The organism is Aliivibrio salmonicida LFI1238 (assembly GCF_000196495.1).
GTDB classification, from domain to species: domain Bacteria; phylum Pseudomonadota; class Gammaproteobacteria; order Enterobacterales; family Vibrionaceae; genus Aliivibrio; species Aliivibrio salmonicida.
Genome location: NC_011312.1, coordinates 1,558,448 through 1,578,060, shown reverse-complemented (window position 1 = coordinate 1,578,060; position 19,613 = coordinate 1,558,448). Strand labels below are relative to the sequence as shown.

The window sequence follows — 19,613 nt, the reverse complement described above, 5'->3', positions numbered from 1 at the left end:
AGATCTGATCGTTAGGTGGGCAATTAGTTCAGCCTTATCCAGAATTCAGGTTATGTAGAATCTATCTGGCAATCGAAAAATTCTAATTGCTGCGGTGTCGTAACCCCACCATCAATAGTAGCTTTATTGTATGGACTCCCAATACCAATATCGAAAAAAACATTTGAATTTGATTTAGCAACGATACTGTCAGCCTGAGCGACAGGAAGGGCAACCACACCAAAGTTATTACTCACACCACCAAAAACAGATTTAAGATCAGCGTAGGAAAGTCGATTAGAGCTTGTTTTAATACGCTTTTTAATCTCACGAATTAAAATCAACTTTTTCTTTGAGTACACATTTACATGAGCCATAGATGCCGTATATACACTCAAAACTTTGACGACAAAAAAGAAGTCCCATAGCGACTCATATAACGAAAATAAAACTGGTTTGCTGCTAATTTCTGTTGGGTTAAATTCACGTGATTCTATGACTAATGTTAAATGATAGCTCAGCCCCTCTTCATAGAAATTGCCTAAATGTAATGGTAATTCTACACTGCGCACTAGAGAACCATCTTCAGTAAGAATAAAGCCATCAAATCGATTGCAATTAACTACTTCACCATTTACCGTTTGAGACTCTGAAACACCAGAGAAAACACCCACAAAATTTACAACTTCTTCCATATGACCTCATATATTAAGCTAACGCCGCATTAAGTAGTGAGCAACGCTACCACCTTACTAAACCATTACACCGTAATCACAAATCTCAACTTGAATTGAAAACGCCGAGTGTTGCGAATCTGTCTTAAATGCCTTGTTAGGTTACCTACATGATGCAGCCAAAATTTAGCACCAAGGTGCTGAATTGGTTACAAAACTACTGGCTTTGGACGCAGATGTAAAACTGAAAACTACGAAACTCAAATCCAACTAACAAAACGAACTTGGCTAAGAAGCGACATACGCTAAAAACCACAGTTCGAAGTATTTTTACTGGCAAAGGATTCGTTCGACTAACCTGACAACCAAGTGCGACTAAAACCAATATTCACAGATTAGCCACCAAGACAAAGAAACCACACCAAAGAACTATCACGAAAAAGTTAGAGCCAGTAAGTGACTACGACGCAACCGCGAATGCTTCACATATAGTGCCACCGGAAAGGTCGTGAGGTTAGTAAACCAACAGGTGCAAAGCACAATAACCAGACAAGCTCTTGGAATAAAATCCCTTTTCTACTCTTGTAAACTAACGCCCAATTAAGGTGTGAGCCACGCTACCACGACACTCAACTGGAACACCGTAATCACTAAAATTGACCCAAACTGAAAATGCCAAGCGTGGGGAATCACTCTTAAATTGCTTGTTAAGTTTTTATTCGACTAACCTTGGGATTGATAGACCACCGGGCATAGATACCGAAAAACCACCAAGTATAGAAAGCTCGCTCATTAAACTAAACCCCGCAACTTGGTAGTTATTTTTGTCATTTTTATCTGTCGATATAAAAAACTGTTTAGTATCAACAACGGTCGATATGCATAATTGAAGGAAGCCGCCAATAGTTCCATTGTCCTCTTCCAAAATAGACTCAAGTGCATATATTGGAGCATTACGTACTTGCTTACCTTTCGATACGAGTTGATGTTTTATGGCTTCAATTTTAGTCGCTACACGTTCTTTTTGATCACCAAGTACAAGATACTCTGTGTCATTCAATGATTTTTCAATAATATTAAGTACTGCGGGATTATCGGGTGAATTTCGTAGCATTATGGTTCGGTACTCTTTTGTTTTAGGACAACAACCAAATATTAAAAACTCACATCCAACTCTCCTTGGAAAACTGAAACCTAAACTAGATATATACTTTTCACCAAGCTTTTTGCACAGCTCGGAAATTTCCATAAGTGAGGGTAGCTTATCTTCATAAGGATAATCAGGCTGATCGTAATAATGCACTTCAGATAGATTACCAACAAAAGTGCTTAGTATTTCTCTAACATTACTTCCAATCAATGTGCTTCCGGCAAAACCGAAGCCGAACCTAAATAAACACTTAGGATTGCTTCGATGAATATCTGAATTTTTATAAGTAAACGCTGATATCGAGGTTACTTTTGGACAATTATCAGTCATGACTGAGCCGCTATCCGATACCCTTGTATCACTAACAGCCCACAAGCCATCCCACATAACCCAAGCAGGACTTTTTTCTTGTTCTGCGTTTCTCCAGCAAACTATAGATGTCATCTAAACTCCAAAAAAACTTAACGCTCTTTCTACGACAAAATGTCTTATAGTTCCCTACCAGATTTGTCGCTACTTATTCTATTAAGGCTTACTAGCCTTTTTCTTAAACTCAAATAAATCAACACCATAAACTATATTATATAAGTCGCAGCATTCATCCTATGCGGCAACATGCCGCTTTATGCGGTTAGCACTAAGCCTGCTTCGATAAACCATAAATAGCATGATTGATAATACGGCCATTTAAGTTTTCGCGATTAGAAATAATGCCTTCTAATGTCATGCCTAAACGTTCACAAACCTTGCGGCTTGGTAGGTTGTGCTCACCTGCTGCTATTTGAATTTTCTCAAGCTGTAAATCTGTGAAAGCAATCTCGATTAACTTGGACACTGCACGAGTAATAATGCCGTTCCCCTGATAAGACTCACTGAGCCAATAACCAATTTCAGCCATTTTTAACAGATGATTAATTTTATTGAAGCTGACATTACCAACCAACTCACCTTGGTAAATCATGGCGCAAACCATTCCTTTACCTTCGGCATGATCAAGTAACGATTTACGCACAAAGCGTAGAAAGAAATCCTCAGATTTTGCGTGTGACGGCCAAGCTAGCCATTGAGATAAATAGGCTTCTTCCTTCGAGACGATCTCAAAGTACTTTTTAGCAAAAGAGGGCTCAATAAGTGCCAATTTCAATTCACTGTCAACTTCTACTGTAAACATAAGCCATCCTTTGAGGTGGTCATTAATCTTGCGTACATCATACCATTTGCTGGGTAAATTTCATGTGATTTCTTTTTGTTTTGCCTTTAACTTCTAATTTTCATTAAAACCAATCTATTGATAATATTAACTATAAATGGTGAGTTTTCTCTTTTTCCCAATCACTAGATACAAAAAAGCCGAGCAAGTTACCCTGCTCGGCTTTTGGTTTTACCAATTTTCGCTATACGAATATTAACTCGCTATTAGCTGTTTTTGTCTTTTGGCTGATTCTCTGGTAGGTCTTTTACTTCTTCATACCATAAATCGTGGTGTTCTTTAGCCCATGTTTCGTCAACATCGCCTGTCACCATGCCTTCTAGTCCCGCTTCCATACCGAATAGACCGATATAGATGTGGAAGATGAAACCACAAATCAAGATCAATGCTGCAAACATATGGATCAAGTTAGACAATTCCATATCACGGCGTAATTGACCGAAAATTGGGAAATCTAATACAAAACCACTGATCGCTGCGATAGCACCAAACCAGATAAGAAGCCAGAAGATCGCTTTTTCACCACCGTTTGAGAAACCTGCTGATGGATGCGAGCCTTTATGCTTACCAACCATGCCGCCCATTTTCATGAACCATTGAATGTCTGTCTTGTTTACAATGGATTTTCTCCACCATTTCACTAAAACAGTCATTAATAGGATGCCAAAAATTGGACCCATGTAGTTGTGGTACTGCTTCGCGGCATAAATGATCATGCCCCAAATATCAGTCGGTAATACTGGCTTTAAAAAGTGTTTACCATAGACCAAACATAAACCACTGAACGCGAGCGTTAAAAACGTGAACGCCATGCTCCAGTGCAATGCACGGTCCATTTTGCTCCAACGCTGAATTCGACGTCCTGTTTTTGGTTTGCTTAACTTTAGGGGACCAATCGTAAAGTACGCCAGTGCCACCATCGCTAAACTACCAAAGATAGCTAATGCACCTAATGGTGACATCCACTTCTCTTTCAATACATACCATGTTTCGCCAGCAGTACTGATAAGTACACCATGCTCTGGTGACTGTGAGGTTGTATAGCCTTCTTCGCCCGCTCTTACTTGACGCCAAAAATCAGCGCCACCAAGTTGGGTCATTTCTTTCTCTGCACTCTTATTCGTCGTGCCTTCATTTGCCATGCTAGGCACAGAAAATGAAAGCGTTAATGCTGCCAATAACGGCAGCAATAACGAAAGAGAAAGACGTTTTAATTGTGTCAACATCACTCTCTCCACTGGATTAGCTCTTAGTCGCATCAAACGATAAGTCTTCACCATTTGTCCAACCTGCATCTTTCGCACCACGTTCTACAACACGTTGGCGGAAGATATCAGAGACTTTCTCTGCATCACCAGCAAGCAGTGCTTTTGTTGAACATAATGAAGCACACATTGGTAATTTGCCTTCAGCAATACGGTTTGCGCCGTATTTATCACGTTCTTCTTGTGAACCTGGTTCTACCCCTGGGCCACCAGCACAGAACGTACATTTGTCCATTTTGCCACGCTCAGCAAACGCACCCTGTTTAGGGAACTGCGGCGCACCAAATGGGCAAGCAAATAGGCAGTAACCACAACCGATACAAAGATCTTTGTTGTGACGAACGATGCCATCTTCTGTGTGCTCAAAACAATCAGCCGGACAAACAGCCATACAAGGCGCGTCTGTACAATGCATACAAGCGACAGAGATTGATGTCTCACCCGGTTCACCGTCGTTTAGTGTTACTACGCGACGACGTTGGATGCCCCATTCAAGTGCATCATCATTTTCGTTTTTACATGCAGTGACACAGCCGTTACATTCAATACAACGTTTGGTGTCGCATAGGAATTTCATTCTAGCCATTTTATAACCCCTTACGCTTTGGTGATATTACAGAGTGTTACTTTCGTTTCCTGCATTTGAGTCACAGGATCATACCCATAGGTGGTTGCTGTGTTTGCAGCTTCGCCACTAACGTATGGAACCGTACCTTCTGGGTACTTATCACGTAAGTCTTCTCCTTCGAATTTACCGCCGAAGTGGAATGGTAAGAACGCTAGGCCCGGTTTCACACGACGTGTCACCATAGCTTTAACGTGAATACGACCTCTTTCAGCGCCTTCAACCCACACCATGTCACCGTCTTTAAAGCCAATGTCATTCGCGTCTTTCGGGTTTACTTCAACAAACATTTCTTGTTGAAGCTCGGCAAGCCAAGGGTTTGAACGTGTTTCTTCACCACCACCTTCGTACTCAACAAGACGACCTGTCGTAAGAATAATTGGGTATTCTTTTGACTTATCTTGGTCTTGAATTGTTTTGTACAATGTTGGTATACGGAAGTTAGCCGCGCGATCATCCCATGTTGGGTAATCAGCAACCAAATCACGACGTGGTGTGTATAACGGCTCACGGTGTTGTGGAACACGGTCAGGGAACGTCCATACAATCGCACGTGCTTTTGCATTACCAAATGGCATACAACCGTGTTTAATGGCAACACGTTGAATACCGCCAGATAAGTCAGTTTTCCAGTTTTTTCCTTCTGCTGCGACTTTCTCAGCGGCAGTCAGATCGTCCCACCAACCAAGTTGCTTAAGCAGTTTGTCAGTGAATTCTGGGTGACCATCTTCAATTTCACAGCCTACTGGGTAGCTGTCTTCAGCAAGTAGACTTTGACCTTCATACTCAACACCAAAACGAGTACGGAAGTTACCGCCACCTTGAGCAACAGGTTTCGACGTATCATAAAGAATGTGCGTACCTGGGTGCTTCATTTCTGGCGTGCCCCAACAAGGCCAAGGAAGACCGTAGGTTTCACCATTAACTGGGCCGCCTTCTGCTTCTAGCGTTGTTTTGTGGAACGTGTGCCAGTTTTGTGTGTGCGCTTTAATACGCTCAGGGCTTTGACCTGTGTAACCAATTGTCCACATACCACGGTTAAATTCGCGTGTGATGTCTTCGATTACAGGTTGGTTGTTCTCATCAATTTTGATGTGTTTGAACAGTTGATCTGAGTACCCTAACTTTTTAGTCAGCAGGTACATGATCTCGTGATCTGGTTTTGATTCAAACAACGGTTGAATTACTTGCTCACGCCATTGAAATGAACGGTTTGATGCCGTTACTGAACCGTGCGTTTCAAACTGCGTTGTCGCAGGAAGAAGGTAAACGCCATCAGTACGATCATTCATTACTGCGGCAACGGTTGGGTATGGATCGACGATTACCATCATATCCAACTTACTCATTGCTTTTCTGATCTCAGTACCACGTGTTTGTGAGTTTACTGCGTGACCCCAGTAGAACATTGCGCGGATATTGTCGTTTTGTTCGATGTTTGCTTTATCTTCTAAAACACCATCAACCCAACGAGATACAGGAATACCAAAGTTGTTCATTGGCGTTTTGCCGTTGTATTTACCTTGGTCGAATCGGTTTTGAACCCATGCGTAATCGAGATCCCACACTTTTGACCAGTGTTTCCATGCGCCTTCACCAACACCGTAGTAGCCAGGAAGCGTATCTGAAAGAACACCTAAATCCGTTGCACCTTGTACGTTATCGTGACCACGGAAGATGTTTGCACCGCCGCCTGATTTACCCATGTTACCAAGAGCAAGTTCTAGAATACAGTAAGCACGTGTGTTGTTGTTACCTGTTGTATGTTGAGTACCACCCATACACCAAACAACACAACCTGGACGGTTTTCTGAAAGCAGTTTTGCAGTCTCATATACTTCTGCTTCTGTCACGCCAGTAACACGTTCCACTTCAGCAGGGTTCCATTTTGCAACTTCTGTGCGGATCTCATCCATACCAAACACACGTTGGTTAATGAATTCTTGATCTTCCCACTTATTTGCGAATACATGGAACAATACGCCCCAAATAAAGGCAACATCAGAGCCCGGACGCAATGAAACATAATGATCGGCTTTTGCTGCCGTACGTGTGCGACGTGGGTCGGCAACAACGATCTTACAACCATTCTTCTCTTTTGCGATCAGAATATGTTGCATTGCTACTGGGTGAGCTTCTGCAGGGTTTGAACCAATGAATAGCATAGATTTACAATTATGCATGTCATTGAACGAGTTCGTCATCGCCCCGTAACCCCACGTGTTTGCAACACCGGCTACTGTGGTTGAGTGACAAATACGCGCTTGGTGATCGACGTTATTTGTTCCCCATAATGAGGCCATTTTACGGTACAAATACGCTTGTTCGTTGTTGTGCTTCGCAGAACCTAACCAGTAAACTGAGTCTGGACCTGATTCTTTACGGATCTCAAGTGCTTTGTTGCCAATCTCTTCGATCGCTTCATCCCATGACAGTTTTTTCCACTTGCCATTTTCAAGCTTCATTGGGTATTTTAGACGACGTTCGCCATGACCATGCTCACGCAGTGCTGCGCCTTTCGCACAGTGACCGCCTGCGTTAAATGGGTGATCGAATGCAGGTTCTTGACCTGTCCACACGCCATTTTGAACTTCAGCATAGATACCACAACCAACAGAACAGTGTGAACAAATCGTACGTTTCACTTCTGTTGGTGCATCAACTGGCACTTCCTGTGCTTGTGCTTTTCTCATCATGCTTGAAACAAACATGCTTGCGCTTGCTACTGCACCAGCGGCAATCGTTGAGGTACGCATGAACATACGACGAGTAATGCCCAGTTGGTTCTCTTGTTTTTGTACCGAATCGGAACGTTTAGTCAGTTTCATTATGTGCTCCGTTATAAGCTGTCGTAATAATCACGAATGTGTTGAGTTTCACGATATCCATCGCTTTTTTTCTCAACTTTTGTCTCAGCAGTGACTGATGTTGCGTTTGCTGTTCCTGAAACCGCAGCGGCGACTGTTCCTGCGGCAGCAGCAGTTGCAATACCCTTCAGTAGATTTCGGCGGTTTAGGTCCGTTTTTTTATTGCTCATGCTATGCTCCTTTGCTTCCAATTCACTTGGAATGGGCGTCTGTTTTTATGGTTTTAATTCTGTTCTTGTCACCGCGAATTAAATCGCAGTCACTTCAATCTCATTTGGGTTCTTTGCAAAACGGGTTTGTTCTACCGTGAAGAACGCTTCCGCTAAACACGCCACTGATTTATAAAAATCGGCGTTTTGAGCATTATTGATTTGATCACACAGCGAGACATACCAAGGTTGAATATGACGATTAAAGAAACGTTGTTGCAGTACTTCTGCCTCACCTGCTTCTATCAACATCGCCATCACTTCGCATAATGCTGAGATATGGTCTTCTGGTTCTTTTACGTCTTCTGCGCGTTCAAAACCCAACTGCATTAGGTCTTGGCGAAGTGCGACTAATGGTTTTTCCATTAATGCTCCCGCAATGTGCCATGATCCAAATTGCATCACTTCACCGCGGCCAACACCAATAAATAGGTTTTGGTATTCGTCTTCTAGTTTTTCTAGCGTGTCGTTAAGGCTGGCTTGCTCTGCCGCCTTAACCAATTGGCTCCACGCTTGACTCATGCCGTGGGTTTCGCTCTGCTCCGTTTCTATGGTGACTAACCAATCAACCAATGCTTGCTCTGGTGCTGAACGGAATAAATGCGCTAATAAGCCATAAATTTCTTGTCGGATCTGGTGTTGTTCATTCATGGTATTAGACCTTTAATTGTTTTTCTGGATTTGCTGATAAGTCGATAAAGATGTCTTTTACTCGACAGTCTTCGCACATGTATAGACGGTTGATTGAAGCTTCATCGCTAAAGTGTGGGTTACCTTGTAACTTAACTCTTAGCATTTCAATCATGGATGCTGGCGCGAATGGCTTATTACATGTTAGGCAACAAGCGGCATCTTCTTTGTGCATGATTTGTGTTTCTTGGCGTTCTTCTTTGTTCCAGTTCATTTGCACTTTCATGCTTAATGCTTTTTCTGGGCACGCATTCACACACAAACCACATTGAACACAATCTTGCTCAATGAATTTTAAGGTTGGGCTGTCTTGATCACCATGCAATGCGCGTGTTGGACAAACCGCCACACAACCCATGCATAACGTACAATCTTTGGTTACACAATCGATGGTTCCATAAGGCGCGTGGAATGGCATCGCTTGAACATCGATGACTTCAATATCATTCGCTGCGGCGTTTAAGGCTAAATGATCCAATGCCCCCATCAAGCGTTCACGTTTGTTGCCCGTTAACTGCCCATCAATAACAGATAATGGCGTGTCAATTAAGACCATTTCATTTAACGCTTCCATGTACACCACTTGCACACGTTCTGGTTCAAGACCAAGTTGCGTTAAGAATGCTTGTGCAATTTCAACTTCTTGCGTTAGCACTCGTTGGATCGTTTCTGGCATTCTACGGCTTGCGATAAACAGCACTTGAGCGGCACCATTCACTAACGCTGAGAACCACGTATCAATACCGACAGATAAAATTTCATCAAGCACAACGGGGATAATGTGATCTGGCATTGTTTTTAATGCCATTACATTGAAGTTTTCATGGCGATCACTACAGAAAGCGATGATAGGTGTCTCTCCGCCTTCTTTTTTGTAATTAGCTAATAAGCGAGCCGCGAAATTTTGTGTTTTTTCAGCTTCTGGTAACGCATAGCTAATAGCTTCAGTTGGGCATGCTGTTGAACACGTACCAACACCTTGACAAAGGTATGGGTTAATTTGAATGTTATGACCCGTTTCTGCGGTGCCTTCACTGGTTAATGCGCCAGCGGGACAAGCGTCTACACAACGCTCACACCCTTTTACACCACGAGAACTGTGGGCACATAAATCAGGGTTTAAACGGAAATATTTTGGTTTATCAAACGTACCCACTAAACCAGGCAGTTCGTCTAGCACTTGTGCCAATGTTGGGTAGCCGCGCCCTACTGGATAATAGCCAGGAACCGGCACTTGCTCAGACATAACACTGTCTAGCTTCATGTCTAACACCAAGTCAAAGGCCATTGCACCGATGGTGACTTTCGCTAGATTTACTTTTTCGCCATTCACGACACATTCAATATCAAACGCGCCTAAAAAGCCTTTTACTGATAAGTCTTTTGCAAAATACACCGTGCGATCTGACTCGTGCGCTTGGTTTTCTGATTCTGTAGACACCAACGTAATGCTGTTTAAGTCTGTGAATTGCTCAGCCACATCAACAATAATTCGAGTTGGACCAATGATGACAAGATTGCCACGACTTTCGTAACTTACTGTCGGTGGGATCAAGTTGTTCAGTTCCACAGTTTGCGCAATAGCAAACTGACGAGCTTTGGCATTTGTTGTTTCAGATTGTGCTAAAAATTGAGTTAACATTGCTTCACCTATTCTTGAGCCCGTTGGGCCTACTCAGTTCTATGACTGGATTCATTAGGTGTTACATCGCAATAACCGTACCAACTTAATGGGTAATTAATAATTTAATAAATAACTGAAATAGAGGTATTTTTGAAGGTATTTAGAAAGGATGAAAAGTGTGTCGGGACATTTTGTCTCACTTTGGTTCAAAATGTCCCGATTAATTAAGTGGTCTTTTTTGTCTCACTGTCTTGCTCTTTATTGTCTATAACGCATTGATATTCATTATCATTCTCGTTAGTGACGTTCGATTCAATATCATTATCTTGTTCTGTTTCGGCACTGATCTCTGGCTCAATGTCGTCTTCTTCCTCTTCAACCGGTTCGACCATCCATCCTCGTAATGTTGCTGCGACATCAGAGTTTAATTTGGCTGGTGTTGAATAATTTGGCTCATCTTCCATCGCAAATTCTGGATTCAAAAACATCTTACGCAACGCGGCTTTTTTCAAATCTTTATCCACACCCGTTGCCATAAATTGGCTAACATTGCTTGTGCCATTAATACTAACAAGATCGTCTTTTGTTGGCAGAGAGACTTGCTCTTCTGCGCTATCCGCCGTTTCTATTAAAGACTCAGACGACGCATTTTCTGCTCGGTTCTCAACCGCATCATCATTCTCAACAAGATTTGTATCGGCAATAATCTCAACCGATTGCTCATCGCTAACCTCTTCACCTTGTTGAACTTTTCTCTTTCTTAATGACCATCTACTTAGGAAGTTGCTCACTTGCGCGCCCCGCACCTTTACGTTTTTTCTACGAATTTCGATAAGTTCACCATGCTTGCCAATGAACGCTTCTAGCCACGCTTGCATCGGTAATGGCATATCGATAGACAACACAACATAATCGCCATCCATGTATTGCCCTATCATGCTTTGTGACGCGGTGATCATTACTGGCGTAAGTACGTCGTTGTCATTTTCAAACGCAAAAAATAACTTAGGACTTTGAGAACTTAGATTGAAACGATAATCGGTTCTTTCATCTAAAAAAATCTCTAGCTCACGCTCAAATAACATCCCGTTACTTTGTGTTGCGACGGCCACTTTTTCATACAGGCGTACATCACCAATATGCCAAGAAGGGGCACTCCAACGGCCTACTTGCTTTATTTCTTCAATCACTTCAAATTGCAGTGGCCAAACGCTTTCTGTCTTTAGTTCCACAAGTTACCCTTCTTTTTATGAGGCTTTTTTATCGCTATACATGATATAAAGCAATCCTTATACCAACAGCGCTTTCTTTTTGATTTATCTCTATGGTATAAAATTTGCGTGTATATCGTAAATTACCTTAAATTCATTTAATTGGAGCCTACTTTGAGCCAATCACCAAAAATAATAACTACTGGCGCTGTGCCTAAACAAACTCTTACTGTGGATGTTTATGATGAATACGGTGAGAAGCTTAGCAAAGAAGTGGCGTGCGAACAGCCATTAACCCTAATGCTGAACTGGCAAGAAGTTGTGACATTAATGACGTTAGGCGCTCGCCCTGCCGAGTTGGTATTGGGGTATTTAAAAAACCAACATTTCATCTCTGATGTGTCGCTTTTAGAGTCGGTATTGATCGATTGGGAAACCAAAACAGCCGCGGTAAATACCAAAGAAACCACCGAACACGTCAAAGAGAATTTAAAGAAGAAGACCGTCACCTCTGGCTGTGGCCAAGGCACCATGTATGGCAACGTGATGAAGCAACTTGAGAATTACCAAGTGCCTCAAGTAACCATCAATCAATCGGATATTTACGCGTCTTTAGAAGCCCTGACTTATCACAATGATACGTATAAAGCCGCTGGTGCTGTGCATGGCTGTGCGATTTGTGAAAACAACCAAGTCTCGTCTTTTGTGGAGGATGTAGGTCGTCATAATGCGGTTGATACCCTTGCGGGTGAGTTATGGTTAAACCGTGGTACGGGTGACAACAAGCTGTTTTATACAACAGGTCGTTTAACTTCTGAGATGGTAATTAAAGTCGCTCAAATGGGGATCCCTGTTTTACTTTCTCGTTCAGGCGTAACGCAAATGGGCTTAGATTTAGCGCAGAAATTTGGCATTACGATTATTGCTCGCGCAAAAGGTAAGCGTTTCCAAGTGTTTGCTGGGCATGAAAAAATCAACTTTGATGTCAAGGGTGAAGCGGCGCTTAGGGACTAGTATTGAGGGGCTAAGCTCTAGGAAAAGTAAGGACGAGTAAGGACGACAATCTCTTACTCGTCCCTAAAAAATAAGCACTCACACTCTATTTAAGAGGTATTCTTGGTACGTGCGTTTGGTTATTTTCAAAAATAGATCTGAAATCTTCATGATGTTTTAAGAATAACGCCGCGATGGTCGGATCAAAAGAAACACCGAGTTCATCTTCAATGATCTGAATAGAGACTTCATGACTAAACCCTTCTTTGTAAACCCGCTTTTGTCTCAGTGCATCATACACATCCACAATACTTACAATTCTGGCTTCAATCGGTATCGCCTCACCCACTAAGTTTAAGTACCCTTTTCCGTTCCATTTTTCATGATGGTAAAGCACTATATTTTTAGTCAGTTCGCTCAACTCTGTATTTTTGATAATGTCATAACCAATATTGACATGTTGTTTCATCACATCGAATTCAGCAGGATCAAGTTTCCCCGGCTTTTTCAAAATGTAATGAGGAATACCGATTTTCCCAATGTCGTGCAGTGACGCAATCATTTGAATATCTTTAACAAATGGCTTTGGCATTCCTAATAAATTTGATAAATGTCCAGAATATATATTAATACGTTTGTTATGTTCACTGGTTTCTTCATCACTGTATAGCGACGCCATTTCTAATGAACCGATCAAAGATTCATTCATGGTAAGTAGCTTGAGTTCCGCTCTTTTCGCCATAAAGATACGAGTAATTAGAACCACTATCATCAACAAACTGACGATTAAGATCCCCACTAATAACCAGAAGTCATTGTGCTTGTACTTCTTGTTTTCATTAATGTAGTCGTTCTTAATCAATCGCTCATTATCCGAACTGATTGAAATAAGATTAATGGCATCGTATAACGCTTTTTTGTCTTTTTTTACCGCGATATACACTGAAATGGTTTCAGGTAATGTGCCCGCCGTTTTTAGATCATACATGTCATCATTAATGGTATGGTTTAATAATAAACGCTGATCGCCAAAGGCGTAGTCTATTCTTCCATCATCAATCGCTTTAACAATCTCTTCAAATGTGTCGAAAAATACCATTGTAACGTTCGACGTATTGTTTTTGACGTATTCGTAATAATGCGCGTTTTTTAATATGCCTAATCGAGAATAATTTACATCAGAAATCGTTGAAATAAAACTGCCTTCTAACTTGTTAAATACCGACAATTCAAAACTATAGTAAGACTTCGTCAGATAATAATTATCAGTAATGCACTCATTCACAAACGTCGACAGCAACACATCGTATTCGAGACATACTCCCGCCTTCGGTTCAGAAAAAGTCACCGAATCTTTGAAGATGGTTTTTATGCTGTCAAAAAGCACAGGCGCAATACCTTGATACTTATCACCAACAATGTAGCTGGCAGGAAATTCATCAAACCCATAACCCACCGTCGCATTAATGCCCTGCAAACTTTTATTATTCTTAAACGCATAAATAAAATAGTCTTCACGTGCTTTTTTTACCAATGCTTGTACTTCTAGTGCGCTTAAATTATTGAAATATTTAATAAGTATATTGTGTATTTCAGGGTGATCTTTTGTCGTCGCAAATGACGTGTATAAGTGATCTAACCTTGGCAGTTTATGTGTTAAAAATGACTTATGTCCACTGACTTGCGTATCTGCAATAAAGGCATCAATTTCCCCGACATTAAGTGCGGCAACTGCCTCATTCAGGTTAGAAAAACGAACCGGAATATAATTAATATCATTCACATACTGATGAACAAAGTTGGTGGTTGAATACCACTCTTCAATTAACCCCACTCTTTTATTATTTAAACTAACAAGGTCGGGGATCTTAGCCGCGTCGTTATAATAAACCTTGGTATTTACACGATATAACGTGGGGACAAAATTATAATGTTCACTTCTTTCCTTTGTTTTCGCAAAATCAAAATAAGCTCCCGTTTCAACCTTATTAAATTTTTTAATTAGATCGTCAATCTTCTCGACTTGTATTTTAAAGTTCGTATTTAGTTTTTTATTGATGTCTTGAAGCAGATCGAAATAAAGTCCTTTTTGAACCTCATTCTCGATAAAAAACAGCCTTGAGTCATAGTCATCGTTAAAAAAGGTGAACTCTTGATTGTTTTTAAGCCATTGGCGTTCTTTCTCTGTCAGCTCAATCGCTAATGACATAGAAGAATAAAAACACATGAGAACAACGAATAAATATTTCAATTTATACACACCAATTAATTATCAATAGTAACGAAGATTGAGCGCTATGCTTTCTCATTAAATTCTCTTTGAAACGCCAATACTTTTTCTAAATATCGACGCGCTTCAGCTTTAGGGTGTTTATTCGTTAATGCCCAATACAATTGATTTGGCTGTAAACGGTTTATTTCGCTGATCGCTTTCGTACGATTTGGATCAAACGTTGAAAACACACCACCTGAGCCACCGTTGTATGCCGAGATCATGCTGTAATGCTTATTTGTTGCGTGGCTAATATCTCGTAAGTAACGGTTCTTCAATATATAAAAGTATGCGGTTCCAGTATCAATATTATTCGCTGGGTTAAACAAGTATTCTTTGGTTGGAATACCTGGTTTCTTTTTCACTAAACTAAAGACATCTGCCCCAGCCGTTTTTGGGATCACTTGCATTAACCCATACGCGCCTGCGTGACTGACAGCATAAGGATTAAAGCTGCTTTCTGTTTTGATAATGGCGTAAATCAAATCAATGGAAATGTCGTATTCTTTTGACGCTTTCTTAATCAAATCAGCGTATTGAAACTCGCGTTGCTCAAGGTGGTCTTTGACCATTGAGATCTCAACGTAATACGCGTTCCCTCTTTTAATCGGTTTTGATTTTAAATGATTATCAATTAAATAGGTTGCATAACGATCCGCACGCCATGGCCACTCAATATTTTTATTGTCTTGGTCTTTAATTTGACCAAGCAAAAATGGACGCCCACGCAATGGAATCGATTTATCACTGAATAAATCAACGTGTGACGGATCGGCAGGCATAAGAATGGTGCTCACAATCGCTTTTTTGAGTGTCTCTTTTGGCTCATATTGTGAGACGGTTGAAACATAAATCTTACCTTTATCAAAATCGATGTGCGCGCGAGTGCGGTAACCATCAAGATACTTAACATAACGGTGTTTACCGGCTTCTAAAAACTCTTTGTCGCCCCATTTACTGTGTATTTGAGACGCTAGGTTTGCAAGCTGTTCGCTTGTCGGTTTTGAACTGGCAGATGTGTTTATACTACTGCATTGATCACAGACAGTTGTCCCAGGTCTTAGGGAAGTGTTTGAGCCAGAAAAAATAGGGGTGCAAGAAACAGTAGATAAGCAAACCAAAAGAGAAAGCCAGTAGTTTTTCATTTATGTCCTAAGTCGCATATTGAGTTTATTTATCAATATACTGGGATAGATTACGTATAGCATGTTAGCCGATAAGGAGGCGTATTTTACACAGAGTTTGGCTTTTGGGAATAGGAAACGACGAAGTTTTTTGAATATTTTGAAAAATATCGACACTTTAATTTTTGTGACATGCATCACAACTATATAAAAGCAAAAAACCGCCAATAAAGGCGGTTTATGTCAATATTTAGGCATTATAATTTATAGCGTTTTATTTCGTCTTCTAATGAATCTGCCAACGATTTTAGCGCTTCAGCTTGCTTAGCTGCGGTTGCCGCTTCACTCGCCATTTGGTTAGCAACTTCTTGTACACCTTCCGTGTTACGACTGATCTCAGCCGTTACACTTGATTGTTCTTCGGCTGCTGACGCTATTTGCGTTGCCATGTCACTAATAACATTAATTTGAGAAGCGATCTTATCAATACTCACACCGGCTTCATCAACGTCTTTCACACTGGTTTCTGCAAGATGATGGCTATCGGACATAACAGACACCGCTTCTTGTGTCGTCGATTGCAATGTCTCAATCATTGATTGAATTTCTTCGGTTGACGTATGTGTTCGTTGTGACAATACACGCACCTCATCAGCAACTACGGCAAAGCCTCGGCCTTGGTCACCTGCTCGCGCAGCTTCAATGGCAGCATTCAACGCCAGTAAGTTAGTTTGTTCTGCGATAGAACGGATTGTCGCTAAAATTGAACTGATTTTTTGAGCGTGACCGTTGAGATCTTCAATAATACTTACTGCACTATTCACTTCACTCGCTAAGTTACCAATTGAAGATTGACTTTGATTCACTTGTTGATGGCCTTCTTGCGTTAGATCAACGGCTTGTGATGCTGATTTTGCGGTGTTCTCTGCATTACCTGCAATTTCTTGTGTTGCACTCGCCATTTCTGTCACTGCAGTGGCAACCATCGTGATTTCATCTTGCTGTTGGCGAATATTTTCACTTCTTTTGATCGCAGAATCGGCTGAGTCGGCTGCCGAACGATTCAGGTCTAATGTGATCTCTCGTAAATTTGATGCCATGGTATGTAAGCGAGACACAAATTGGTTAAAGTTCTCAGCCAGTTTGCCCACTTCATCATCCGATTTCACATTGATGCGAACCGTTAAATCCCCTTCACCATTGGCGATGTCTGCTAATGCTTCTGATACTGTACCTAGTTCACGTAATTGACGCGTCACTAACCATCCCGTAAACAATGAAACAAACAATAGAATTAAACCACCAATAAGCAATAATTTAACTAGCATCGCATGTAATGGGGCTTCTAATGTTTCTTGATCCATGACTAGGGCTATCGCCCAATTAGTATTAGGCACGGCTGTCACCATTACGGCTTTCTCTTTACCTTGTTGTTCAGTAAAGAAGAAACCATCCGATGAAATTTCGCTATTCAGATTATTGGCATCAAACCCTTGTCCCAGTTCTGAAATTGGTTTTAACGCCATTTTTTCATTTGGGTGTGCAACCACAATTCGATTGCTCACATCAAGAAGCATTGCGTAACCATCGCCCGGAACTGAAATATCAAGCACATCATCAATTAATGCACCCAATGCTAAGTTTGAGGCCGTAACACCTACGATTCTGCCATTCTCACGAACGGGTTCTGTTAACGTCACCACTAACGCTTGCATGGTATGACTTACATACGGCTTTGTTGTAATCCCCTTATTGGCGGCGATGGTTTCTTTATACCACCCACGTGTACGAGGATCGTAGCCCGCTTTATTCAATGATGGATCTTGACGTTGCATTACGCCTTCAGCGTCACCGTAGTAACTCAACCCAAAACCACCAGAGGTAAAAGTTTGCTTTAAGTGAGCGACAATATCGAGATTAGGATCGCGTTCAATGGCTTCTTTCATGCCGGTTATTGCATCTTGACGACCTTTAAACCAGTCACCAATTCCTAAACTGTACGCTTTTGCGGTATTTCCGCTCTCACTTCGAATTGCATCCCATGCTTGTGTTTTCATTGTTTGGTATGAAAAAGAACAATAGGCGCCTACGGCGCAAATCAAAAGGACTCAACCTCTTCCATTGTTGCCAATAAATCGTTTATCCTATCGCCATGCACGCATATAAACCCCTGAAACAATTATTTAATAGTCAAAATAACTGGCTTAAATTTCTTCATAATAACAAAGCTAACCTAAGAGCGGTCGTGATTGAAAATGTCACAAAGATGCTGTCCTGTGGGACAGCGGCTTTTGGCTCTCGCGAATATCATTGTTGCAACCCTGACTGTACCCATATCAAATATATTCACCAAACCTGTAAATCTCGAGCGTGCAGTAGCTGTGGCATGAAAGCCACAGAGCGATGGATACAAAAGCAACAACATGTCTTCCCTGAATGCGAATATCAACACATCACCTTTACCCTTCCAAACACGCTATGGCCTATCTTTCGTCATAACCGTTGGCTGTTAAATAAATTATTCAAATGTGCTGCAAACATTCTGCTGGGATGGGCAAAAGATAAAGGAATAGATGTCGGTATCTTTTGTGCTCTTCATACTTACGGTCGAAAACTGAATTGGAATACGCACTTACATTTATCGGTCACTCGTGGGGGAATTTGTGAACGTACCGGTTTATGGAAACCCATTTACTTCCAAATGAAAACGACAGAGCCTTGTTGGAGAGCGGCTATCGTCAGTTTATTGGGTAAGGCTTATGATGAGCTTGATTTATCAAGCGAAGAATGCCCCTATATCCGTAATAAAACGGATTGGTCACGCTTTTTAAGCAGTCAATATAATCGTCGTTGGAAGCTTCATTTTGCTAAAAAGACAAATAATGTAAAACCGACGATGAACTATCTTGGTCGGTATTTAAAACGGCCCCCGATTTCAGCGTCACGTTTAAGTCATTACGCCAAAGGCGGAATGATAACGTTTAATTATTTAGACCATCGAACAGGAACAACAGACAGCCTAACATTATCACCAGAAGAGATGATAAGACGGATAGTAGAGCACTATCCTGATAAACATTTCAAGATGATCCGATACTACGGTTTTTTATCAATGCGTCGTCGTGGAGAAGCTCTGCCTAGAGTTTATGCAGCTTTAGGTATGACAATAGAAGCTGAGCCGAAAATGCCAGGGTATGCCGCAATGTTAAAAGGATATGTAAAAGTAGATCCGTACGAATGTATTTTATGTGAAAGTCGTCTGGTGTTTACGAATTTCCGAGTCGGAAATTCGGTCAATGATTTAGTCACCCATGCGATAGTTCAGTCAGAATTGAGGGCAGCATAATAAGGTTTGTAGGATAAGTGTATCTAAAACTCATGAAATAGGGCTAAAACAGTTATAAAATCCCCGATAATTATATTTTCGATACCTTTTAAAAAAACAGCGATGGTGAAATTGGCTTTTTTAGACGGGCCAATGCTAACTCAGCAACATTCAAATTCCTTACCTTGTACCTAGCGATATAATCGTAATACGATAAGTGCCACACTTGTTAAAACAAGTTTCATTTTTAAAGTTAGATGCATAATCTTTCTACTTCTAATGGTTGTGATTTGAAATAAGATGGAGGCAATTAAGAGTAAACAGTGGAACCAACACTGTTATCATAACTGCAAGACTCATAAATGAAACAAATGCTTACATTCTGAATCATACTA

General features: G+C 41.1%; 15 protein-coding genes and 1 pseudogene. 2 read left to right on the top strand and 14 right to left on the bottom strand.

Features of this window, described 5'->3' with window-relative positions; all coding sequences use genetic code 11:
• Nucleotides 1-50: 50 nt before the first annotated feature.
• The 11 genes and pseudogenes from VSAL_RS07815 to VSAL_RS24160 all read right to left on the bottom strand — a co-directional run bounded on the left by VSAL_RS07815 (nt 51) and on the right by VSAL_RS24160 (nt 11,525).
• On the bottom strand, nt 51-674 hold the full coding sequence (locus VSAL_RS07815) for a hypothetical protein (RefSeq protein WP_044583238.1): 624 nt from the start codon (nt 672-674) through the stop codon (nt 51-53).
• Between the two features lie 694 nt (nt 675-1,368).
• A complete protein-coding gene (locus VSAL_RS07810) occupies nt 1,369-2,247 on the bottom strand; it encodes a hypothetical protein (RefSeq protein WP_012550131.1) in 879 nt (292 codons plus the stop codon).
• 193 nt (nt 2,248-2,440) lie between these two features.
• On the bottom strand, nt 2,441-2,974 hold the full coding sequence (locus VSAL_RS07805) for a GNAT family N-acetyltransferase (RefSeq protein ID WP_012550130.1): 534 nt from the start codon (nt 2,972-2,974) through the stop codon (nt 2,441-2,443).
• Between the two features lie 245 nt (nt 2,975-3,219).
• The gene (locus VSAL_RS07800; protein ID WP_012550129.1) at nt 3,220-4,239 is read right to left on the bottom strand and encodes a formate dehydrogenase subunit gamma; all 1,020 of its coding nucleotides are present in this window, start codon (nt 4,237-4,239) and stop codon (nt 3,220-3,222) included.
• 16 nt (nt 4,240-4,255) lie between these two features.
• Entirely contained in the window at nt 4,256-4,864 is a 609-nt protein-coding gene (gene fdh3B / locus VSAL_RS07795; RefSeq protein WP_012550128.1) for a formate dehydrogenase FDH3 subunit beta, read from the bottom strand.
• Nucleotides 4,865-4,875: 11 nt separating this feature from the next.
• Nucleotides 4,876-7,731: a formate dehydrogenase subunit alpha gene (locus VSAL_RS07790; RefSeq protein WP_012550127.1), complete on the bottom strand. Its 2,856-nt coding sequence runs from the start codon at nt 7,729-7,731 to the stop codon at nt 4,876-4,878.
• 11 nt (nt 7,732-7,742) lie between these two features.
• A complete protein-coding gene (locus VSAL_RS07785; protein WP_012550126.1) occupies nt 7,743-7,940 on the bottom strand; it encodes a twin-arginine translocation signal domain-containing protein in 198 nt (65 codons plus the stop codon).
• 78 nt (nt 7,941-8,018) lie between these two features.
• On the bottom strand, nt 8,019-8,630 hold the full coding sequence (locus VSAL_RS07780; protein ID WP_012550125.1) for a TorD/DmsD family molecular chaperone: 612 nt from the start codon (nt 8,628-8,630) through the stop codon (nt 8,019-8,021).
• A 4-nt stretch (nt 8,631-8,634) separates the two neighbouring features.
• Complete coding sequence (locus VSAL_RS07775) at nt 8,635-10,311, bottom strand: 4Fe-4S dicluster domain-containing protein (protein ID WP_012550124.1); 1,677 nt, start codon at nt 10,309-10,311, stop codon at nt 8,635-8,637.
• A gap of 206 nt (nt 10,312-10,517) precedes the next feature.
• Nucleotides 10,518-11,084, bottom strand: a complete 567-nt coding sequence (locus VSAL_RS24165; RefSeq protein WP_044583433.1) for a DUF3306 domain-containing protein — start codon at nt 11,082-11,084, stop codon at nt 10,518-10,520.
• Nucleotides 11,065-11,525 (bottom strand): annotated as a pseudogene (locus tag VSAL_RS24160) (DUF3305 domain-containing protein). Before VSAL_RS24160 ends, VSAL_RS24165 begins: the two are co-directional and overlap by 20 nt.
• 153 nt (nt 11,526-11,678) lie before the next feature.
• Here VSAL_RS24160 and VSAL_RS07760 point away from each other — a divergent pair.
• Entirely contained in the window at nt 11,679-12,518 is an 840-nt protein-coding gene (locus VSAL_RS07760; protein ID WP_044583237.1) for a formate dehydrogenase accessory sulfurtransferase FdhD, read from the top strand.
• 85 nt (nt 12,519-12,603) lie between these two features.
• On the opposite strand, the gene VSAL_RS07755 is transcribed toward VSAL_RS07760, so the two are convergent.
• From VSAL_RS07755 to VSAL_RS07745, 3 genes are all read right to left on the bottom strand, one after another.
• Nucleotides 12,604-14,757 (bottom strand): HD domain-containing phosphohydrolase, encoded by a 2,154-nt coding sequence (locus VSAL_RS07755; RefSeq protein WP_012550121.1) that lies wholly within the window; start codon nt 14,755-14,757, stop codon nt 12,604-12,606.
• A 35-nt stretch (nt 14,758-14,792) separates the two neighbouring features.
• Complete coding sequence (mltC, locus tag VSAL_RS07750) at nt 14,793-15,914, bottom strand: membrane-bound lytic murein transglycosylase MltC (protein ID WP_012550120.1); 1,122 nt, start codon at nt 15,912-15,914, stop codon at nt 14,793-14,795.
• A 236-nt stretch (nt 15,915-16,150) separates the two neighbouring features.
• The gene (locus tag VSAL_RS07745; RefSeq protein ID WP_083799290.1) at nt 16,151-17,950 is read right to left on the bottom strand and encodes a methyl-accepting chemotaxis protein; all 1,800 of its coding nucleotides are present in this window, start codon (nt 17,948-17,950) and stop codon (nt 16,151-16,153) included.
• A 95-nt stretch (nt 17,951-18,045) separates the two neighbouring features.
• On the opposite strand from VSAL_RS07745, the gene VSAL_RS07740 reads away from it, so the two are divergent.
• Nucleotides 18,046-19,239, top strand: coding sequence for an IS91-like element ISVsa9 family transposase (locus VSAL_RS07740; RefSeq protein WP_012548931.1), 1,194 nt, complete (start codon nt 18,046-18,048; stop codon nt 19,237-19,239).
• Nucleotides 19,240-19,613 lie beyond the last annotated feature (374 nt).

Excerpts from the sequence above, each read along its gene's own strand:
- VSAL_RS07815 (WP_044583238.1), bottom strand. The coding sequence starts at position 674 with ATGGAAGAAGTTGTAAATTTTGTGGGTGTTTTCTCTGGTGTTTCAGAG.
- VSAL_RS07810 (WP_012550131.1), bottom strand. The coding sequence starts at position 2,247 with ATGACATCTATAGTTTGCTGGAGAAACGCAGAACAAGAAAAAAGTCCT.
- VSAL_RS07805 (WP_012550130.1), bottom strand. The coding sequence starts at position 2,974 with ATGTTTACAGTAGAAGTTGACAGTGAATTGAAATTGGCACTTATTGAG.
- VSAL_RS07800 (WP_012550129.1), bottom strand. The coding sequence starts at position 4,239 with ATGTTGACACAATTAAAACGTCTTTCTCTTTCGTTATTGCTGCCGTTA.
- fdh3B (WP_012550128.1), bottom strand. The coding sequence starts at position 4,864 with ATGGCTAGAATGAAATTCCTATGCGACACCAAACGTTGTATTGAATGT.
- VSAL_RS07790 (WP_012550127.1), bottom strand. The coding sequence starts at position 7,731 with ATGAAACTGACTAAACGTTCCGATTCGGTACAAAAACAAGAGAACCAA.
- VSAL_RS07785 (WP_012550126.1), bottom strand. The coding sequence starts at position 7,940 with ATGAGCAATAAAAAAACGGACCTAAACCGCCGAAATCTACTGAAGGGT.
- VSAL_RS07780 (WP_012550125.1), bottom strand. The coding sequence starts at position 8,630 with ATGAATGAACAACACCAGATCCGACAAGAAATTTATGGCTTATTAGCG.
- VSAL_RS07775 (WP_012550124.1), bottom strand. The coding sequence starts at position 10,311 with ATGTTAACTCAATTTTTAGCACAATCTGAAACAACAAATGCCAAAGCT.
- mltC (WP_012550120.1), bottom strand. The coding sequence starts at position 15,914 with ATGAAAAACTACTGGCTTTCTCTTTTGGTTTGCTTATCTACTGTTTCT.
- VSAL_RS07745 (WP_083799290.1), bottom strand. The coding sequence starts at position 17,950 with ATGAAAACACAAGCATGGGATGCAATTCGAAGTGAGAGCGGAAATACC.
- VSAL_RS07740 (WP_012548931.1), top strand. The coding sequence starts at position 18,046 with ATGCACGCATATAAACCCCTGAAACAATTATTTAATAGTCAAAATAAC.